This is a genomic window from Streptomyces sp. Z423-1 (assembly GCF_013009255.1).
GTDB classification, from domain to species: domain Bacteria; phylum Actinomycetota; class Actinomycetes; order Streptomycetales; family Streptomycetaceae; genus Streptomyces; species Streptomyces gossypiisoli.
The window spans coordinates 6,876,350-6,894,217 of sequence record NZ_CP053109.1 but is presented as its reverse complement, the minus strand read 5'-3'; the positions used below and the strand labels follow the sequence as shown (position 1 = coordinate 6,894,217).

At 68.5% G+C, this 17,868-nt stretch carries 11 protein-coding genes and 1 pseudogene; 3 read left to right on the top strand and 9 right to left on the bottom strand.

Annotation, left to right across the window (positions count from 1 at the left end; genetic code table 11):
• Window positions 1-27: 27 nt before the first annotated feature.
• Entirely contained in the window at window positions 28-717 is a 690-nt protein-coding gene (locus tag HJD23_RS31005; protein ID WP_171115599.1) for a TetR/AcrR family transcriptional regulator, read from the top strand.
• Window positions 718-742: 25 nt separating this feature from the next.
• Here HJD23_RS31005 and HJD23_RS31000 read toward each other — a convergent pair whose 3' ends face one another.
• On the bottom strand, window positions 743-1,099 hold the full coding sequence (locus tag HJD23_RS31000) for a 5-carboxymethyl-2-hydroxymuconate Delta-isomerase (RefSeq protein ID WP_171115601.1): 357 nt from the start codon (window positions 1,097-1,099) through the stop codon (window positions 743-745).
• Window positions 1,100-1,143: 44 nt separating this feature from the next.
• Window positions 1,144-6,552 carry a pullulanase-type alpha-1,6-glucosidase gene (gene pulA / locus HJD23_RS30995; RefSeq protein ID WP_171115603.1) on the bottom strand — a complete coding sequence of 1,803 codons (5,409 nt, stop codon included), beginning with the start codon at window positions 6,550-6,552 and terminating at the stop codon, window positions 1,144-1,146.
• A gap of 242 nt (window positions 6,553-6,794) precedes the next feature.
• Here pulA and HJD23_RS30990 point away from each other — a divergent pair, with 242 nt between their 5' ends.
• Window positions 6,795-7,538, top strand: coding sequence for a hypothetical protein (locus HJD23_RS30990; protein ID WP_171115605.1), 744 nt, complete (start codon window positions 6,795-6,797; stop codon window positions 7,536-7,538).
• Between the two features lie 13 nt (window positions 7,539-7,551).
• Here HJD23_RS30990 and HJD23_RS30985 read toward each other — a convergent pair.
• The 7 genes and pseudogenes from HJD23_RS30985 to HJD23_RS30955 form a co-directional block, all read right to left on the bottom strand.
• Window positions 7,552-7,920: pseudogene (locus HJD23_RS30985) on the bottom strand (GNAT family N-acetyltransferase); the annotation flags it as partial.
• A gap of 178 nt (window positions 7,921-8,098) precedes the next feature.
• Window positions 8,099-9,460 carry a transposase gene (locus HJD23_RS30980; RefSeq protein ID WP_240980861.1) on the bottom strand — a complete coding sequence of 454 codons (1,362 nt, stop codon included), beginning with the start codon at window positions 9,458-9,460 and terminating at the stop codon, window positions 8,099-8,101.
• A 171-nt stretch (window positions 9,461-9,631) separates the two neighbouring features.
• Window positions 9,632-11,002, bottom strand: coding sequence for an alpha-amylase family protein (locus HJD23_RS30975; RefSeq protein WP_171115607.1), 1,371 nt, complete (start codon window positions 11,000-11,002; stop codon window positions 9,632-9,634).
• 135 nt (window positions 11,003-11,137) lie between these two features.
• Window positions 11,138-12,805: a glycoside hydrolase family 13 protein gene (locus HJD23_RS30970; protein ID WP_171115610.1), complete on the bottom strand. Its 1,668-nt coding sequence runs from the start codon at window positions 12,803-12,805 to the stop codon at window positions 11,138-11,140.
• 174 nt (window positions 12,806-12,979) lie between these two features.
• Window positions 12,980-13,888 (bottom strand): ABC transporter permease subunit, encoded by a 909-nt coding sequence (locus HJD23_RS30965; RefSeq protein ID WP_171115612.1) that lies wholly within the window; start codon window positions 13,886-13,888, stop codon window positions 12,980-12,982.
• Window positions 13,889-13,901: 13 nt separating this feature from the next.
• A complete protein-coding gene (locus tag HJD23_RS30960; protein ID WP_171115615.1) occupies window positions 13,902-14,906 on the bottom strand; it encodes a sugar ABC transporter permease in 1,005 nt (334 codons plus the stop codon).
• 109 nt (window positions 14,907-15,015) lie between these two features.
• A complete protein-coding gene (locus HJD23_RS30955; protein ID WP_171115617.1) occupies window positions 15,016-16,284 on the bottom strand; it encodes an extracellular solute-binding protein in 1,269 nt (422 codons plus the stop codon).
• A 382-nt stretch (window positions 16,285-16,666) separates the two neighbouring features.
• Between HJD23_RS30955 and HJD23_RS30950 the strand changes: the two genes are divergently transcribed.
• On the top strand, window positions 16,667-17,701 hold the full coding sequence (locus HJD23_RS30950; RefSeq protein ID WP_277347782.1) for a LacI family DNA-binding transcriptional regulator: 1,035 nt from the start codon (window positions 16,667-16,669) through the stop codon (window positions 17,699-17,701).
• Window positions 17,702-17,868: the final 167 nt, after the last annotated feature.

The following is a 17,868-nucleotide window of genomic DNA, read 5'->3' as shown; positions in this document are numbered from 1 at the left end:
GCTGGATCCGATCGGTAAGGTGTTCGTATGTCTACCGGGGTTCGCCGCAGGATGGGTGTCGAGGAGCGGCGGCAGCAGTTGATCGGCGTCGCCCTCGAACTGTTCAGCCGCCGTTCCCCCGACGAGGTCTCCATCGACGAGATAGCGTCCGCCGCGGGCATCTCACGCCCGCTGGTCTACCACTACTTCCCCGGCAAACTCAGCCTGTACGAGGCCGCGTTGCGGCGGGCGGCGGACGATCTGGCGGGCCGGTTCGTGGAGCCCCACGAGGGACCGCTGGGGGCTCGGCTGCTGCGCGTGATGTGCCGGTTCTTCGACTTCGTCGACGAGCACGGCCCCGGTTTCTCGGCGCTGATGCGGGGCGGCCCGGCGGCGGGGTCCTCGACGACGAACGCCCTCGTCGATGCCGTACGGCAGGCCGCGTATGACCAGATCCTTTCGCATCTGGGCGTCGAGGATCCGCCCGCGCGGCTGGAACTGGTCGTGCGGTCGTGGATCTCGCTCGCCGAGTCGACGGCGTTGATCTGGCTGGACGGCCGACGCATCCCGCGGGCCGAGCTGGAGTACCAGCTCGTGCACGACTTCGCGGCGCTGGCGGCCGTCAGCGCGGCCCACGACGAGGAGATGGCGATGCTGATGCGCCAGGTCCTCAAGGACGAGCCGTTCGACGGGCCGTTCAGCGATCTGGCGGCCCGCCTGATCGCGCTGGCGTCCTGAGAATCCCCTTTTTCAGGCGCCGAACTCAGGCCTCGAACTTCCGGTACGACGCATCGAGGTCCCGCACCTCGGCCGACGCGTGCAGGTCGAGACCCCCGTCGGGCTTCACGTACTGCCGCAGCAGCTCCAGTACGGCCTCGGTGAGTCGCGCCTTGGTCTCGTCGGTACGCCCGGCCAGGAGGCCGATGTGCACATGCACCACGGCGTGCCCCTCGGTGTCGGGGCCGACCGTGGTGTTCTCGGTCCGGCGGAACTGCGTCTTGCACGCCGGGGGCTTCGCCGCCGCGATGTCGACCACGGCCGCGTGCAGCGCCTTGGCGAATCCCGGCCGATCGAAGCCCTCGGCGAGCTGCTCGGAATAGTCGACGGTGATCTGCGGCATGGGTGCTCCTGTTTCTCCGGCGGACAGGAGCACCCTAACCGCGGTCAGCCGGCGCGGGTGAAGACGGCCACCGTGCGGGCCGGGACGGTGAAGGTTCCCGAGTCCGCCGCGTAGGCCGCATCCTTGACGGTGGCGTCCGCGCCCGTCGCCTGGACCGGGTGCAGGCGGTAGTCCGCCCCGGCCAGTGCCGCGACGCGCTGCTCCTGGCGTTCCGGCGTCGCGTTGAACACGACGACCAGGTCACCGAGCCGCATGGTGATCACGCCGGGCGTCTCGTCCCTGCCGGACAGCGGGAAGGAGAGCCGCTGCTGGACCTGCTCGGCCGTGTCGAGGGAGAAGGCGCCCTCCATCGTACGGATCTTCAGCAGATCCCGGTACGCGGCCGAGGCTCCCTCGATCTGCTCGCAGCCGACCTTCACCGTGCCCAACAGGGGTTTGCCGTAAGCCCACTTGGACGCGTTGTCGGCCGCCATCGGCAGCCCCCGTCCGAAGCCGTTGCCGTCGGCGCAGTTCCAGTGGATGGCGTTGAACCAGTCCCCGCTGTCGTACGAGTTGCGGTCCAGGGACTTGGAGCGCAGCAGGTCGGTGCCCGCCTGGGAGAGGGCCGGGCCCTGCGAGAGGGTGGCCGTGGCCATGGCGAGGACCTGCATCCGGGCGCGGTCGGCCGCGCTCGTGGAGGCGGGCAGCTTGAAGGCGAGCGCGTCGAACAACGACTCGTTGTCGTGGGCGTCGGCGTAGGCGAGGGCGTCACCGGGGGCCGCCGCGTATCCGGCGGGCCGGCCGTTGTAGTCGACCTCGGAGCCCTTGACCTGCCGGCCGGTGGTGTCGGTGAAGCGGTATCCGGCGAGGTTTCCGGAGAGGCCGACCTTGATGAGGTCCTGGTAGTGCAGGAGGCGGGCCCTCTGCTCGGTCGGAGTGCCGTTGTTCGCCGAGGAGTTGGGCTCGGTGTAGAGGCCGGACGCGAAGCCCTGGATGCCGGGGTCCTCGTCGAAGGGGCCGCCGCCGCGGACGGCGTCCCGGGCCCGGTCGGAGAACGTGGCGATCCCGGTACCGGCCATGTTCTGCTGCGTGGCCTGCTCGAAGCGGGCGTCGTCGGCGATCTCGCCGAAGTTCCAGCCCTCGCCGTACAGGATGATCCTCTTGCCGTCGACACCGTCCTTCTCCAGGGTCAGCGCGTCGAGAGCCGCGCGGACGGCGAGCATGTTGGCCTTCGGGTGGTGGCCCATGAGGTCGAAGCGGAAACCGTCCACCTTGTACTGCTTGGCCCAGGTGACCACCGAGTCGACGACGAGCTTGCCCATCATGGCGTTCTCGGGCGCGGTGTTGGCGCAGCAGGTGCTGTTGGCGACCGTGCCGTCCGCGAGGAGCCGCTGGTAGTAGCCGGGCACGATCCGGTCGAGCACGGAGGTCCGGGCCTGGCCGCCGGCCGCCGTGTGGTTGTAGACGACGTCCATGACGACCCGCAGGCCGTCCTCGTTCAGCGCCTTGACCATCTTGCGGAACTCGACGGTACGGGCCGTACCGTCCGGGTCGGTGGCGTAGGAGCCCTCCGGGACCGTGTAGTGGAACGGGTCGTAGCCCCAGTTGTAGGCGTCCTTGGCGGCGATCGCGGACACGCATTCCTGCTGCCGCTCGGAGTCCGCCGGGAAGGCGGCGAGGTCGCAGCCGACGGTCGCCTGGTCGGACTTCTTCTCCGGGATCGTGGCGATGTCGAAGGCCGGGAGGAGATGGACGTAGGAGGTCCCGGATTCGGCGAGCCTGCGCAGGTGCTTGCTGCCGTCACTCGCCCGGTCGGTGAAGGCGAGGTAGGTGCCGGGGTGCTCGGCCGTGCTGTCCTCGACGGAGAAGTCCCGGATGTGCAGCTCCTGGATCTGGGCGTCCTTCAGCGGTACGGCCTCGGGCTTCTTCAGGGTCGTCCAGCCGCTGGGCTTCAGCGACCTGTCGGCGAGGTCGACGACGAGGCTGCGCTCGGAGTCGGCGGTGAGGGCGAGCGAGTAGGGGTCGGTGACCTTGTTGGTGACGACCTCGCGGACGCTGGGGGCCCAGACCTTCACGACGTACCGGTACGGCTTGTTCTTCCAGGACGCGGGGCCGGTGACGGACCAGACGCCGGTGTGGTCGTCGCGCCGCATCCGCTTCAGCGAGCCGTCCAGCTCGAAGGAGACGGACTGGGCCGTCGGCGCCCAGACGGAGAGGGTGGGGCGGCCCTTGTGGAACGTCGGGCCGAGGTCCGCCTTCGTCGCGTCGTACAGATCGTCGAGTACGCCGGCGATCTGGACGCCGGTCGCGGCGAGCACGGCGCCGTTCGCGGCGCGCTGGGACGCGACGACCTGGCCGCGCAGGGCCTCGCGGACCCGGTCACGGTCGCGGGGGTCGACGGACCAGGCGGTGTAGTCCTTCAGGTGCGGGAACTCTGCCTTCTGGGCGTCGGTGAGGGTGGTCTTCGACAGGCGGAGCCACTGGGCGTCATCGCCGGTGAGCGTGCCGTTCTCCACCTTGATCGAGCCGTCGCGCGAGGCCAGCAGCTGCGTGGACGCGGCGGCGTCGGAGCCGTTCCAGGCCACCGTGTTCCGGTCGATCCAGATCGCCTTGGCGGTCGTCAGGTCGAGCGCGGCGGCACTGCCCGCGGGCTGCGGCAGCAGGTACTTCTCCTGGCCGCTCAAGAGCCACACCTCATGACCGTTGGCCTTGAGGTCGAGGGCCTGGTCGGCGGACAGGTCCTTCTCGTCGCCCTTGTGAATGATGTAGCTGAGGCTGGTGGCACCCTCGGTGAGCGGCACCTCGAAGACCGCGCCATAGGAATCAGTCTTCACCGGCATCAGCGGCTTCGACCAGTCGGTGGGCTGCGCGGCACCGCTCCAGACGTGGATGCCCCAGCCGTCGTAGGCGCCGTCGGCCCGGTGGTAGTGCAGTACCGCCTTGGACGTGTCCTGCGCCGGGTACTCCGGGCGCTCGGTACGGACGGTCTCCTTGCCCTGCTCGATCCAGACCTCGCCGGTCTGCGTCACATCGATCGTGCGGTCGGCGGCGACGTCCTTGTTGCCGTCCTTGTCGATGACCAGGAAACCGACGGTCGAGGCGCCGGGCTTGAGCTTGACGTAGGCGAAGGCGCCGTAGGCGTCGCGGCCGGTGAAGGGGTGGCTGTCCGGCCAGGTCGTCGACTCGCCGTCGGCGAGGTCGCCCCAGGCGTACAGGCCCCAGTCGGCGTAGTTCCCGTCGGGGCGGTGGTAGTGGACGATCGCGTAGTCGCGGGAGGAGGCGGTGGGGGGCTGCTCGGTGGGCGGGGTGCCGGTGGTGGAGGCGGCCGTGGCACTCGCCGTACGGCCCTTGGAGTCGATCACCACGGCCTTGTAGCGCAGGGCGGTGCCGGGCTCGACGTCCTTGCCGATGGTGTGGGTGACCTTGTACGGGGCGTGGTCGGCGGAGCCGAGGGTCTTCCACTTCCCGGTGCCGGTCTGGGCGGCGAAAACGACGCGGTTGAGCTGCCCGCCCTCGACGTCGGCCGTCAGCTCGACGGTGCCGGTGGCGCCGGGGGCCGGGGCCTTCAGGGTGAGGGTCGGCTCGGTGGCGGGGGCGGGGAGCTTGCCGGTGGCCTTGTAGACGACGGCGGAACCGGCCGGGACAGTGACGGTCATCTTCCCGTCGGCGTCGGACTTCAGGTTCTGGTCGGTTCCGTGGATCCCGGCGAAACGCATGTCGGCGGAGCCGGTCGCGAAGGTCGCCGTCTTCGCCTCGCCCGCGTTGTTGAAGGCGACGACGTATTCGGTGCGGGTCTTCGCGTCCGTGCGGGTGACGGCGTAGACGCCGGGGCCGTCGGCGGCGTACCGCTCGGTCTGGACTCCGTCGGCGAGGGCGGGGTGGGCCTTGCGCAGCTTGGCGAGCGCGCTGATCTGCCGGTAGAGCGGTGCTCTCGTGTCGTAGGCGTCGTCGGCGTGCGTACGGTCCGTGCCGAGCTGGTCGTCGTCGAGGTAGTCGGCGACCTCGGAGCCGAACATCGTCTGCCGGGCGTCCTTGTCGCCGCCCGCGCCGGTGAAGCCCTGCTCGTCGCCGTAGTAGATCACCGGGTTGCCGCGGCTGAGGAACATCAGCTCGTTGGCCAGCCCGGCCTTCCTGAGCAGCTCGGCGTCGGTCGCACCGGGGTTGTCCTGCTTGAGGAAGGTCCCGATGCGGCCCATGTCGTGGTTGCCGAGGAAGGTGACCTGCTCGTACGCGTTGGCCCTGCCGGTCGTGTACTTGTAGTCGTCACCGAAGACCGAGGCGAGCCGCTGGGCGCTGCCGCCCTGGGATGCGTACGCGCGGGCCGCGTCCTGGAAGGGGAAGTCGAGCGTGGAGTCGAGGCGGCCCTGGGTGACGTACGGGGCGGTGACGTCGGTGTCGGCGGAGTAGACCTCGCCGAACATGAAGAAGTCGTCCCGGCCCTTCTTGGCCGCGTACGCGTCGAGGGCGGTGGCCCACTGGGTCCAGAACTCCATGTTGACGTGCTTCACGGTGTCGATCCGGAAGCCGTCGATGTCGAAGTCCCTGACCCACCGCTGGTAGATCTTCTCCATGCCCTCGACGACCTCGGGACGCTCGGTCCACAGATCGTCGAGACCGACGAAGTCGCCGTACGTCGCCGACTCACCGGCCCAGGTGGAGTCGCCTCGGTTGTGGTACATCGCCGGGTCGTTGAGCCAGGCGGGGACCTTGAGCTTCCGCTTGGCGTCGGGGACGACGGGGGTGCGCGGGAAGGAACCGGTATTGGTCCTGGGGAACTTCCGGGTGCCGTCCGCGTAGTCGGCGTCGTCGAAGGGCTCGCCGTCCTTGGTCAGGTAGGGGAAGGCGCCTTTGGAGAGATAGTCGTAGGACTTCTCCTCGTAGTCGACGACGTCGGCGGTGTGGTTGGTGATGACGTCGAAGAAGACCTTCATGCCCTTGGCGTGCGCCTTGTCGATGAGGGTTTCGAGGTCCTTGTTGGTGCCGAAGTGCGGGTCGACCTGGGTGAAGTCGGTGATCCAGTAACCGTGGTAGCCGGCGGAGGCGTTGTCGCCCTCTCCCTGCACCGGCTGGTTCTTGAAGATCGGGGCGAGCCAGATCGCGGTGGTGCCGAGGCCCTTGATGTAGTCGAGCTCGCGGGTCAGGCCCTTGAGGTCGCCGCCCTGGTAGAAGCCCTTGTCGGTGGGGTCGTAACCGGTGGTGAGGCGTGAACCGGTGAGGCCGCCGCGGTCGTTGCGCTTGTCCCCGTTGGCGAAGCGGTCCGGGAGGACGAAGTAGAACTGCTCGCGGGTGAGGTCGTGCCGGGCGGGCTCGGCGGCGAGCTTGGCGTCGGACGGCGGCGGTGGCGGGGGCGGGGTGGCGGCTCCGGCGGCGAGGGGTTGGACGAGTGCTGCGGCGAGCGCGGCCACGGTGACGGCCGCGACTCGTCTGACATGGGCGGTACGGCGCGTGCGGGGCGCCGGCCATCTCGGTATCACGAACGTGAACTCCTTGCGATTGCGGCTCTTTTTGAGTCCTTGAGTCCGACCCCTGCGCCGCGGCACGGCTGCGTCGCCGGGCGCCCGGCGCGACCGTATCGCCGACGAAAGGTTTACAGCAAGAGTGTTGAAACACTTAGCAAGAAGTTTCAGGGGCGCCGGGAGGCCGGTGGGGCGGGGCTCATCCGGTCCGGGACCCCTCCCAGCACCGAACGGCTACGTTTCCGGGCATGTTCGCGGCCATGGGTGAATGGCTCCTCTTCCTGACGATGCTCCTGCTTTTGGGGCTGGGACTCGCGGCCGGACTTGGCCTCACTCAGCTGCTCTTCGAGCTGGTCGGCGACTTCCTCCTGTCCCCCTACGAGGCCCGGACAGTCTGGACGGCGTGGGTGGTGCGCCTCATCGCCGTGGTGCTGCTGCCCGTCCTGTGTGCGGCGTACGTGACGGCCGCGCTGTGGCTGGTTCAGGCGAGCACGGTGACACGCCTGCTGCTGACACTGCCGTTCATCGCCATCGCCCTACCGCTGTTCCTGTCTCCCTTGTTGCTCTGGGACGACCTGGGGTCGCTCCTCATGGCGGTGGCGGCGTACGCGCTGCTGTGCGCTGCCTTCGCCGGGGGCTGGGCAGTACAGCTGGGGCTGCTGGAGTGGCGGGGCAGCGAGACCGTGTGCACGGTGTCCGGCCGCGGCGAGCACATCACCCCCACTCCCGATGGTGGCGAGATGGCGCTGTACACCTATGCGTTGGACTGCGCGGCGGACGACGCCCCGGACGAGATGACGTCGTACACGCCGGTGCCGGACGGGCGTATCCCCGTCGTGTACGACCCCTCCGGTCTTGCCCGCGCCCTCCCGGCGGCCGAGCTGGACCAGCTCACGCTCACCGCGTGGATCGCGGGCGGAGGGGCAGTCCTGTGGACGCTGCCGAGCGTCGGCAACGTGCTGTTCGGCATCCCCCTCGCCCGAAACCCGAACGCCTGGCCATAGAGGCCCTTGCCGGTCAGCGCAGGTCGAGCCGCATCAGGATCCGGGGATGACCGGCCAGTACGGAGGTGGTGTCGGCGGCGTGGACGAAGCCCGCGCGCTCGAAGTTCCTGCGGAGCCCGGCGTACGCCATGGTCAGGTCGACCTTGGCGTCACCGTTGTCGAGGGGATAGGCCTCGATCGCCGGGGCGCCGTGGGCGCGGGCGAACTCGACCGCGCCGGCGATGAGAGCGTGCGTGATGCCCTGCTTGCGGTGGCCGGGGCGGACGCGGATGCACCACAGCGACCAGACGGGCAGGTCGTCGACGTGCGGGATCTTGCGGTTGCGTGCGAAGGACGTGTCCGACCGGGGCGCCACGGCGGCCCAGCCGACCGGCTCGTCACCGACTGCCCCGCGTTGCGGAAGGCGACCATGCGCTGGATTTCCGGCCAGGCGTGCTGACACTTCCAGCCGTGCCTGGCCCCCGTTGTTCGCCCGGTCCGCGGCGTCGACGTGCTTCGGAGCGTCGACGCGGTAGCCGTCCACGCTCAGCGAGCGAGAGCAGGTCGTTCATTTGACGTCCTCACCCACGTGAACGTGGGCGATTCCAGCCTGCCCCGCCGCGTGCAGCAACGGGGCTTCGGGTGGGTTCCTGCTTCACCGAGCGCTGCCCCGGCTTGCGAGGTCTGACGTGCTCTCCACAGGCGTTTTGACGCTCCGCTTCGTGCCGCATTTCAGCAGCACGTTTCCGTCCAGCGGCGCGTAGGTTGGCCTCAGCGTTCTCGTCACGGTCGTGCCTGGTTCCGCAGTCTGTGCACGTCCACACGCGGACGTTCAGCTGCTCGCGGCCCTTCGGACCAGTAAGGCTCCCGCACCCGGTGCGGGAGCACAGCTGGGTGGAGGGGAACCACCGGTCGATCCTGACGAAGGTCCGCTCGTACCGGGCGCACTTGGCCTCCAGGGTGCGGACAAACCTGCCGAGGGATTGGTCATGGACGCTCTTGCCGAGCCTGCCGCCGCGGGTGGCCATGCCCTTCACGTTCAGGCCCTCCACATAGACCGCTTGGCTCTCGCGAACGATGCGGGTGGTCTCCTGCTCGATGAAGTCGCGTCGCTGGTCCGCGATGCGGGCATGGACCTTCGCGACGGCCAGCTTGGCCTTGCGTCGATTGTTTGATCCTTTCTGCTTACGGGACACAGCCCGCTGAGCTCTTCTGAGCTTGCGCTCCTGACGGCGGAAGAACTTCGGGGAGGCGATCTTCCGGCCGCGCAGCACGGCATAGCAGGCCAGGCCTAGGTCGATCCCGGTGTCCGTCTCCTCCACGTCCAGCTCGGGCAGCGGCTTGTCGTCCGCCTCGACCACGAAAGAGGCGAAGTACCGGCCGGACGGATCCTTGATGATCGTCACCGACGACGGTCGTGCGGGCAGCTCGCGTGACCAGCGCACCTCGATGTCGCCGATCTTCGGAAGTCGAAGCTTGCCGGCCTTGGTGATGGACCAGCGGGCGTTCGCGGTGAACCGGATCGCCTGTCGGGCGGTCTTCTTCTTCGCCTTCGGCGGGCCCATCTTCGGGCCCTTGCGGGTGCCGTTCTTCGAGGCGAAGAAGTTACTGTACGCGGTCTCCAGGTCGCGCAGCGACTGCTGGAGTACCACGGCGGACACCTCACCGAGCCAGGCCCGTCCCGGAGTCTTCTTGGCCTCGGTGATGGCCCGCTTCGACAACTCGGCCGCCGTCGGGCGCGGCAGACCCTGCGCAGAGGCATCATGACGTAGTCGAAGGGCGTCGTTCCACACGACGCGGGCGCACCCGAACGCCCTCGCCAGACTGCCCCGCTGAGAAGCGCTCGGGTACACCCGGACGTTGTACCGGAGCTTCATACCGATCACCGTACGGGCACATGGTCGACCCACCGCGCCAAAGATCACATTCGGCCGAAGCTGCACGCACCATGAGCAAGTGCGTACCAACACCTGCGATCACACGACGGTTCGAATCCTCACTGGGCGCTGGATTCCTCATCGGCGCCCGGTCATCAAGCCCTCCGCCTCCAAGCCGACCAGGAGAACGCCTGGAGAACACTCCCACTTGGCCGGTTCGATATGCGCATCAGGGACTCAGCAGCTCGACTTCCCCGCGTAGAGCGCCAGGGCCGTGTTCGAGCCGAGGGTGGCCGTGAACTGCCCACCGGAGTTCACCGTCACGGTCGTGTTGTTCTGCACGTTGCAATAGGTCCCGGCAGGCAGCGACGTCTGATAGGTCCGGCTCAGCGAGCCCGACTCGTGGTTGATGGCCACGAAGCCTTTACTCCCCCGCCCGAACGCGATCGCATCGTTCCCGTTGTCCCACCAGTTGGTGACGGCCTCACCGCGCGCGGCGTTACGGAAAGCGACCATGGACTTGATCTCCGGCCACGCGTGCTGGCACTTCCAGCCGTCCTGCCAACAGGCGCTCACCGCACCGCCGTTGGGTGGACCGGCGTCCGAGTTGGACCACTCGTAACCCGAGTTGATGTCGGGTGCGCCGTACGGCCAGGCCAGCATGAAGACGTTCGCCAGCGTGTAGTTGGCGTTGTCCTGGTAGCTCAGCGTGGACCCGTTGCGCTCCGTGTCGTGGTTGTCGACGAAGACGCCCGCCACGCCGCTGCTCATGTAGCCCCAGCCCTCGCCGTAGTTCTTCAGGTACGCGAGGTTCTCGTTGTTGAAGACCCGCTTAAGGTCGTAGGCGTAACGGAACTCCTGGACGTCCCCGTTGCCGGTGTACTCCGTCGGCTGGACGGCTTCTCCGCTGCCGTAGATGACCTCCTGCTTCCAGTAGACGGACGGATTGCTCAGCCGCGACTTGATGTTGGCCAGGTCGGCCGCCGGCATGTGCTTGGCCGCGTCGATACGGAAACCGTCGACGCCGAGGGAGAGCAGCTCGTTCATGAAGCCCGCGATGGCCCCACGGACGTAGTCCTCACCCGTGTCCAGGTCCGCCAGGCCCACCAGTTCGCAGTGCTGGACGTTCCAGCGGTCCTGGTAGTTGGTGATCTCAGCCGTGCAGTCGTCGAAGTCGAAGGACGAGTACAGGCCAGGGTAGTTGTACTTCGTGTACGACGAGCCGCCCGTGCCGGTGCCGTTGCCTGCCGACATGTGGTTGATGACCGTGTCCACGACCACCTTTACGCCCGCCGCGTGGCAGGTGTTGACCATGTGCTGGAACGCCGCGCGGTCGCCGAGACGCCCGGCGATCTTGTAGCTCACCGGCTGGTACGACGTCCACCACTGCGCGCCCTGTATGTGCTCGGCGGGCGGGGAGACCTGTACGTAGCCGTAGCCGGCGGGGCCGAGGGTGTTGGTGCACTCGCGGGCGACCGAGGCGAAGTTCCACTCGAACAGGACGGCCGTGACGTCCTTGGCGCCGGGCGGGGAGGCCTCAGCGGCGGACGGGCTCATGACAAGGGCGGCTGCGAGTGCGGCGGCCCAGGGGAGGGTTCTGCGTGCCATGTGGGGTTTCCTTCACCGTTGAAGGCTCTTGCTGAAAACTTTCAACCAACTTGCGGTGACGGAGATGTTAAAGGCCCGCCGCCCGAAAGGGCAGCGGGCCGTACGAACTTCAATGAAAAATATTGCGGAGGGCTTTCAGGAGGCCGTCGTCCACCACACCGTGGTGTCGGCCGGCACCTTCACCTCGCCGTCCGCCTCGCTCACCTCGCCACTGGCGAGCAGCAGACGGCCGTACCCCGGAGTCGTCACCGACTCCCCGCCGGTGTTCGCGACGCACACGAACTCCCCGCGCCGGAAGGCGAGCACACCCTCGGGGGCCTTCAGCCACTCGACCGCCTCCCCCGCCCCGAGGTCTGGCTGCGTACGGCGCACGGCGAGCGCGGCTCGGTACAGCTCCAGCGTCGAACCGGCCACCCCCTCCTGCGCCTGAACACTCAGCTCGCCCCACCCTTCCGGCTGCGGCAGCCAACTGCCCCCGCTGCCGAAGCCGTACGACGCCCCGGTGCGCGTCCACGGGATCGGCACCCGGCAGCCGTCGCGGAAGCCGTCCTGGCCGGCGCCGCGGAAGTACGCCGGGTCCTGGCGCACCTCGTCGGGCAGGTCGACGACGTCCGGGAGGCCCAGTTCCTCGCCCTGGTAGATGTACGCCGATCCGGGCAGCGCCAGCATCAGCAGCGTGGCCGCCCGCGCCCGCCTCAGGCCCAGCTCGCGGTCGCCGGCCTCGCGGATCTGCGTGCCGAGGCCGGGCGGGTTGGCGAAGCGGGTGGCGTGCCGGGTGACGTCGTGGTTGGACAGCACCCAGGTGGCGGGGGCGCCGACCGGGCGCATCGCGTCCAGGGTGCGGTCGATGACCGTACGGAGCTCCTTCGCGTCCCAGTCCGTGCTCAGGTACTGGAAGTTGAAGGCCTGGTGCAGCTCGTCCGGGCGGACGTAGTTCGCGGTGCGCTCGACGGTCGGGGTCCACGCCTCCGCGACGAAGATTCGCTCACCGGCGTACTCGTCGAGGATCCGCCGCCACTGCCGGTAGATCTCGTGCACGCCGTCCTGGTCGAAGAACGGCATGACATCGTTGCCCAGCAGCTTCAGCTGGTCGTGGGCGCCGAGGTCGGGCAGGCCCTCCGCCTTCACCAGGCCGTGGGCCACGTCGATACGGAAGCCGTCGACGCCCATGTCCAGCCAGAAGCGGAGAATCGAGCGGAACTCGTCTCCCACCGCCGGGTGTTCCCAGTTGAAGTCGGGCTGCTCGGGGGCGAAGAGGTGGAGGTACCACTCGCCGTCCGGAACCCTCGTCCACGCCGGGCCGCCGAAGATGGACTCCCAGTCGTTGGGCGGCAGTTCGCCGTTCTCGCCCTTGCCGGGACGGAAGTGGTAGCGGTCGCGGAGCGGGGAACCCGGCCCCTCCGCGACCGCTCGCTTGAACCATTCGTGCTGGTCGGAGGAGTGGTTCGGGACCAGGTCGACGATGATGCGCAGCCCGTGCTCATGGGCGTCGCGGATCAGCGCGTCCGCGTCCAGCAGGGAGCCGAACATGGGGTCGACGGCACGGTAGTCGGCGACGTCGTACCCGGCGTCGGCCTGCGGGGAGGCGTAGAAGGGGCTGAGCCACACGGCGTCCACGCCGAGGTCGCGCAGGTACGGGAGTCGGGATCGTACGCCCTCCAGGTCGCCCATGCCGTCGCCGTTGCTGTCGGCGAAGCTGCGCGGATAGACCTGGTAGATCACCGCGTCGCGCCACCAGTCGCGGCGGCGGGCGACAGTGGCGACGGCGGAGGTCGGGGCCGGGTCGGTGGAGTACTGGCTCATGGCGTCCTTGATGCGTCAGGGAGTCATCGGGCGTGAGTGGAAGTGGCTGTCGGGGTCTCGGGGCGAGAGACGAGGCGGCCGCGGTACAGCGGGGTCTGGGGGTCCCCCCTCTGGGGGAGGCACCGCGGCCGCCGCCCGCGCGGCGAGGCGCGCGGGAGTTCCGGGGGACCGGCGTCAGCCCTTGGTGCCACCGGCGGTGAGGCCGGTCACCAGGTTCTTCTGCACGAGGTAGAAGAACGCGGACACCGGTATCGCGATCAGTACGGCGGTGGCGGCCATCAGGTTGCGCTGGGCGTCGTGCTCGCTGACGAAGCTCTGCAGACCGACCGCGAACGTGTACTTCTCGTCGTCCAGCAGGAACGTGGTGGCGAAGGCGACCTCGCCGAACGCGGTGATGAAGCTGTAGAACGCGGCCACCGCGAGTCCGGGGCGGGCGAGCGGCAGGATCAGCCGCAGGAAGGTGCCGAACGGGGAGAGCCCGTCGACGCGTCCCGCCTCGTCGATCTCGAACGGGATGGTGTCGAAGTAGCCCTTGAGCAGCCAGGCGCAGTACGGCACGGCCGTCGAGCAGTAGACGAGGATCAGGCCGAGGTAGGTGTCGATGAGCTGGAGCTCCGACAGGATCTGGTACATCGGCACGATCAGCACGGCGATCGGGAACATCTGGGTGACCAGCAGCACCCACATGAACTTCTTGTAGCCGGGGAAGCGCATCCGGGACACCGCGTAGCCGGTGGTGGCGGCGATGATCACGCCGATGGCCGTGGTGCCCAGCGAGACGACCAGCGAACTCTTCAGCCAGTCGAAGAAGTTCGTCTCCGTCAGGACGAACGCGTAGTTGTCGAACGTCATCTTCCCCCAGATGCGCCCGGGGTGCAGGTAGTCGTCCTTGTCCGGGCCGAGGGACAGGTAGACCAGCCAGGCGATCGGGAACAGCGCGATCAGGCTGCCGACGGTCAGGATGCCGTGCGCGGCGAGGGTCCCGACGAGGCCGCGCTCGCCGCGGCGGCGCGTGCTGCGCGGCGGGGCGGCGGCGGGGGCCCGGTCCGCGGTGGCGGACTTCTGAAGGGTCGTGGTGCTCATGGGGACTCCTGCCTCAGATCGCGAGCTGCTGCTCATTGCGGTTCAGCCAGCGGCGGTAGAAGGAGGTGAAGACGATCAGGATGGCCAGCAGCAGGATGCCGTAGGCGGCGGACTGCGCGAAGTCGCGCGGCTGCTGTCCGAAGCCGAGGTAGTACGCCCAGGTGACGAGGATCTGGGCATCCGGCGCAGTGGTGCCGAACAGCAGGAAGATCACCGCGAACTGGTTGAAGGTCCAGATCACACCCAGCAGGACGACGGTGGAGCTGACCGACCTCAGGCCCGGCAGGGTGACGTAGCGGAAGCGCTGCCAGGCGTTGGCGCCGTCCATCTCGGCGGCCTCGTACAGCGTGCGGTCGATCGACTGGAGCCCGCCGAGCAGCGAGACCATCATGAACGGCACACCGCACCAGGTGTTGACCATGATCGCGGCGAACCGCTGCCAGAAGGTGTCCTCCAGCCACTGCGGCGCCGGCAGATGCAGGGTCTCCAGGGCGGAGTTGATGATGCCGCCGTCGGCGAGCATGAAACGCCAGCCGAAGACGGTGACGAAGGTGGGGACGGCCCAGGGCAGGACCATGATCAGCCGGTAGAAGGTGCGGCCGCGCAGCTTCTGGTTGAGCAGCAGGGCGAGGCCCAGACCGATGGAGTAGTGCAGGGCGACGCAGGCGGCCGTCCACACGATCGTCCAGATGAAGTGCGACCAGAAGCGGTCGTAGGCGGTCTCGCCCCACAGGATGTCGGCGTAGTTGTCGAAGCCGATGAACTTGTAGGTGGCCTCGATCTCGTTGACGCCGATCGTGCGGGCCGTGTTGAGGCTGTTGGCGTCGGTGAGCGTCAGGTAGAAGCCGTACGCCAGCGGATACAGCACCAGGACGCCGAGCACGACGACCACCGGGGCGATCATCGCGTAGGCGTACCAGTACTTCCGGTAGCTGCGCCGCAGGCGCTGGACCGGCCCGGGCCGGGGCCCGCGGTCACCGAGTCGCTTTCCGGTCGCTCGATCGATGGCGACTGTCATGGTTCGACAACCTTTGTGAGGATCTGCGGATCAGGGGGTACGGCGCACAGGCCGACGGCCGCCGGATCCTTCCCCCCATGAGTCAGGAGGATCCGACGGCCGGTCGGGGTCACTTGCTGAAGTCCGGGACCAGCTTGGCGATCGAGGTCTCGGCGCTGTCGAGCCCCTCGTCCAGGGACTTCTTGCCGCCGGCGACGGCGAGCAGCTCGTCGTCGAGCGGACCCCACAGCGAGCTGTACTCGGGCAGCGCGGGGCGCGGCTGGGCGGCGGCGAGGACGCCCTGGTAGCCGGCGATGCCCGGGTCGGCCTTGACCTCGGCGGTGTAGGCGTCGTCGCGGGTGGGCAGCGTGGAGTTCTTCAGGGCGATGGTCTCCTGGGCCTTCGCCGAGGTCATGAAGTTGACGAACTTCAGCGCGGCCTGCTGGTGGGCCTCGTCGGAGCCGGCGTACACGGAGAGGTTGTGGCCGCCGGTCGGGGCGCCCGCCTTGCCGGTGGAGCCGGCCGGGACGGTGGCGATCCCGAGGTTCTCCTTGTCCTTGAACGCAGAGCCCTTGTAGAAGTTGGTGATCTCCCAGGGGCCCTGGATGATCGCGGCGACCTTGCCGTTGACGAACGCGTCCTGGATGTGGGCGTAGGCGTCGGCGGTGGTGTCGGCCTTGTGCAGGCCCTTGCCGTCGAAGAGGCTCAGCCAGGTCTCGTAGGCCTTCTTGGCCTCGGGCGACTTGACGGTGATCTTCTTGGCGTCGGCGTCGACGGTGTCGGTGCCCTCGCCGTGGAGGAAGGTCTGGGCGTAGTAGGCCTGGGTGGAGCCCCAGTAGCCGTCGACGCCGGTCTTGTCCTTGATCGTGGCAGCGGCCTTCTTCAGGTCGTCCCAAGTCTTGGGGACCTCGACGCCGGCCTTCTCGAAGAGGTCCTTGTTGTAGACGAGGGCCAGGGTGTCCGTGACGAAGGGCACACCGTACGTCTTGCCCTCGTACTTGGCCTGCTCGATCAGGCTGGGCTGGAACTTGCTCTCGTCGGCGAGGGCCTCGGTGCCGTCCAGCGGCAGGAAGTAGCCCTTCTTCGCGAAGGCGGGCGTCCAGCCGACCTCGGAGCGCAGCACGTCCGGGGCGCCCGAGGCACCGGCGGCCGTGTCGAACTTGTTCTGCGCCTGGTCGAAGGGGACGTTGACGTACTTGACCTTGATGTCCTTGTTGGCGGCCTCGAACTCCTTGACCAAGGCCTGGTACGTCGGCGCCTCGTTGGTGGCGTTCGAGGTGTCCCACCAGGTGATCGTGACCGGACCGCCGGCCGAGTCGCCGCTGTCGTCGCCGCCGCAGGCCGTCGCCGCGAGGGCGAGGGACGCCACCAGCGCGGTGGCCGCTATGCCACGCCGCATGAGTTCTCCTTGAGGGTGAAAAGCCCGAGCTAGCAGGGGGTGGTCCCGTCTACCGCCCCTGTCGGCTTGCCGACTGCGCCGTTGCGGCGGCCGGGCGACCGTGAACGTAACAGCGATGTAAGCGTTGCGAAAGACCTTGCAGAAAAAAAGTGCAAGGCATCACCGAAGTTATCCGCGCGTGACCTGTCGTCGATCGCTGTGAGACCGTTGTTCTGCGGGGTTGAGCGGGCACGGACCGTGTTGTGCAAGACTCTGCAAGCTCTTGCCATCCGTTTCACGAAGGGACGCCATGCCGCAGCAACCCGCAGCGCGCCGGTCAACCGCCCGCACCCGGCGTCCGATCGGTGTGCAAGGCGACATACGGCCGGTACAGTCCAGTGCCGTGACCACACGGCTTGCCGACATCGCTGCTCAGGCGGGGGTGAGCGAAGCGACCGTCAGCCGCGTCCTCAACGGGAAGCCGGGCGTCGCCGCCACCACCCGCCAGTCCGTACTGGCCGCGCTCGACGTCCTCGGCTACGAGCGTCCGGTACGGCTGCGGCAGCGCAGCGCCGGTCTGGTCGGTCTGATCACCCCCGAGCTGGAGAACCCGATATTCCCGGCGCTGGCGCAGGTCATCGGCCAGGCTCTGACCCGGCAGGGCTACACCCCGGTCCTCGCCACCCAGACCCCCGGCGGCTCCACCGAGGACGAGCTGACCGAGATGCTGGTCGACCGCGGGGTCGCCGGCATCATCTACGTCTCCGGACTGCACGCCGACACCACCGCCGACATGCAGCGCTATGAGCAGCTGCGCGCGCAGGGCGTGCCGTTCGTGCTGGTCGACGGCTTCTCCCCGAAGGTGCAGGCGCCCTTCATCTCCCCCGACGACCGGGCGGCGATGACCCTGGCGGTCACTCACCTCGTCTCCCTGGGCCACACCCGGATCGGCCTCGCCCTCGGCCCGAAACGGTTCGTCCCCGTGCAGCGCAAGATCGAGGGATTCGTGCGGGCGATGCAGGACCAGCTGGGCCTGAGCCAGGAGTCCGTCGAGTCCGAGCTCGTCCAGCACTCGCTGTACACCCTGGAGGGCGGCCAGGCCGCCGCCACGGCCCTCATCGGCCGGGACTGCACGGCGGTGGTGTGCGCCAGCGACATGATGGCCCTCGGCGCGATACGGGCGGCCCGACAGCTGGGCCTGAAGGTCCCGACGGACATCTCGGTCGTGGGCTTCGACGACTCCCCGCTGATCGCCTTCACCGACCCGCCCCTCACCACCGTCCGCAAGCCGGTCCCGGCGATGGGTCAGGCGGCGGTGCGGACGCTGCTGGAGGAGATCGGCGGGACGCCCGCGCCCCACAGCGAGTTCGTGTTCATGCCGGAGCTGGTGGTGCGCGGTTCGACCGCTTCGGCCCCTGGGGACCGGCATCGTCCCTAAGGTCCTGTCGTCAAATTCCCGCCTGCCCGGCGGGCGGACGACGGGAATTTGACGACAGGACCTAGGGCGGAGAACCGCCGCCCGGCCTGATACGCGGGTACGAGGCGAACGCATCTCGCGGCCCTCCCGCTGCCGTAGAACGTGCGTGCTGAATGCCACCAGGGGGT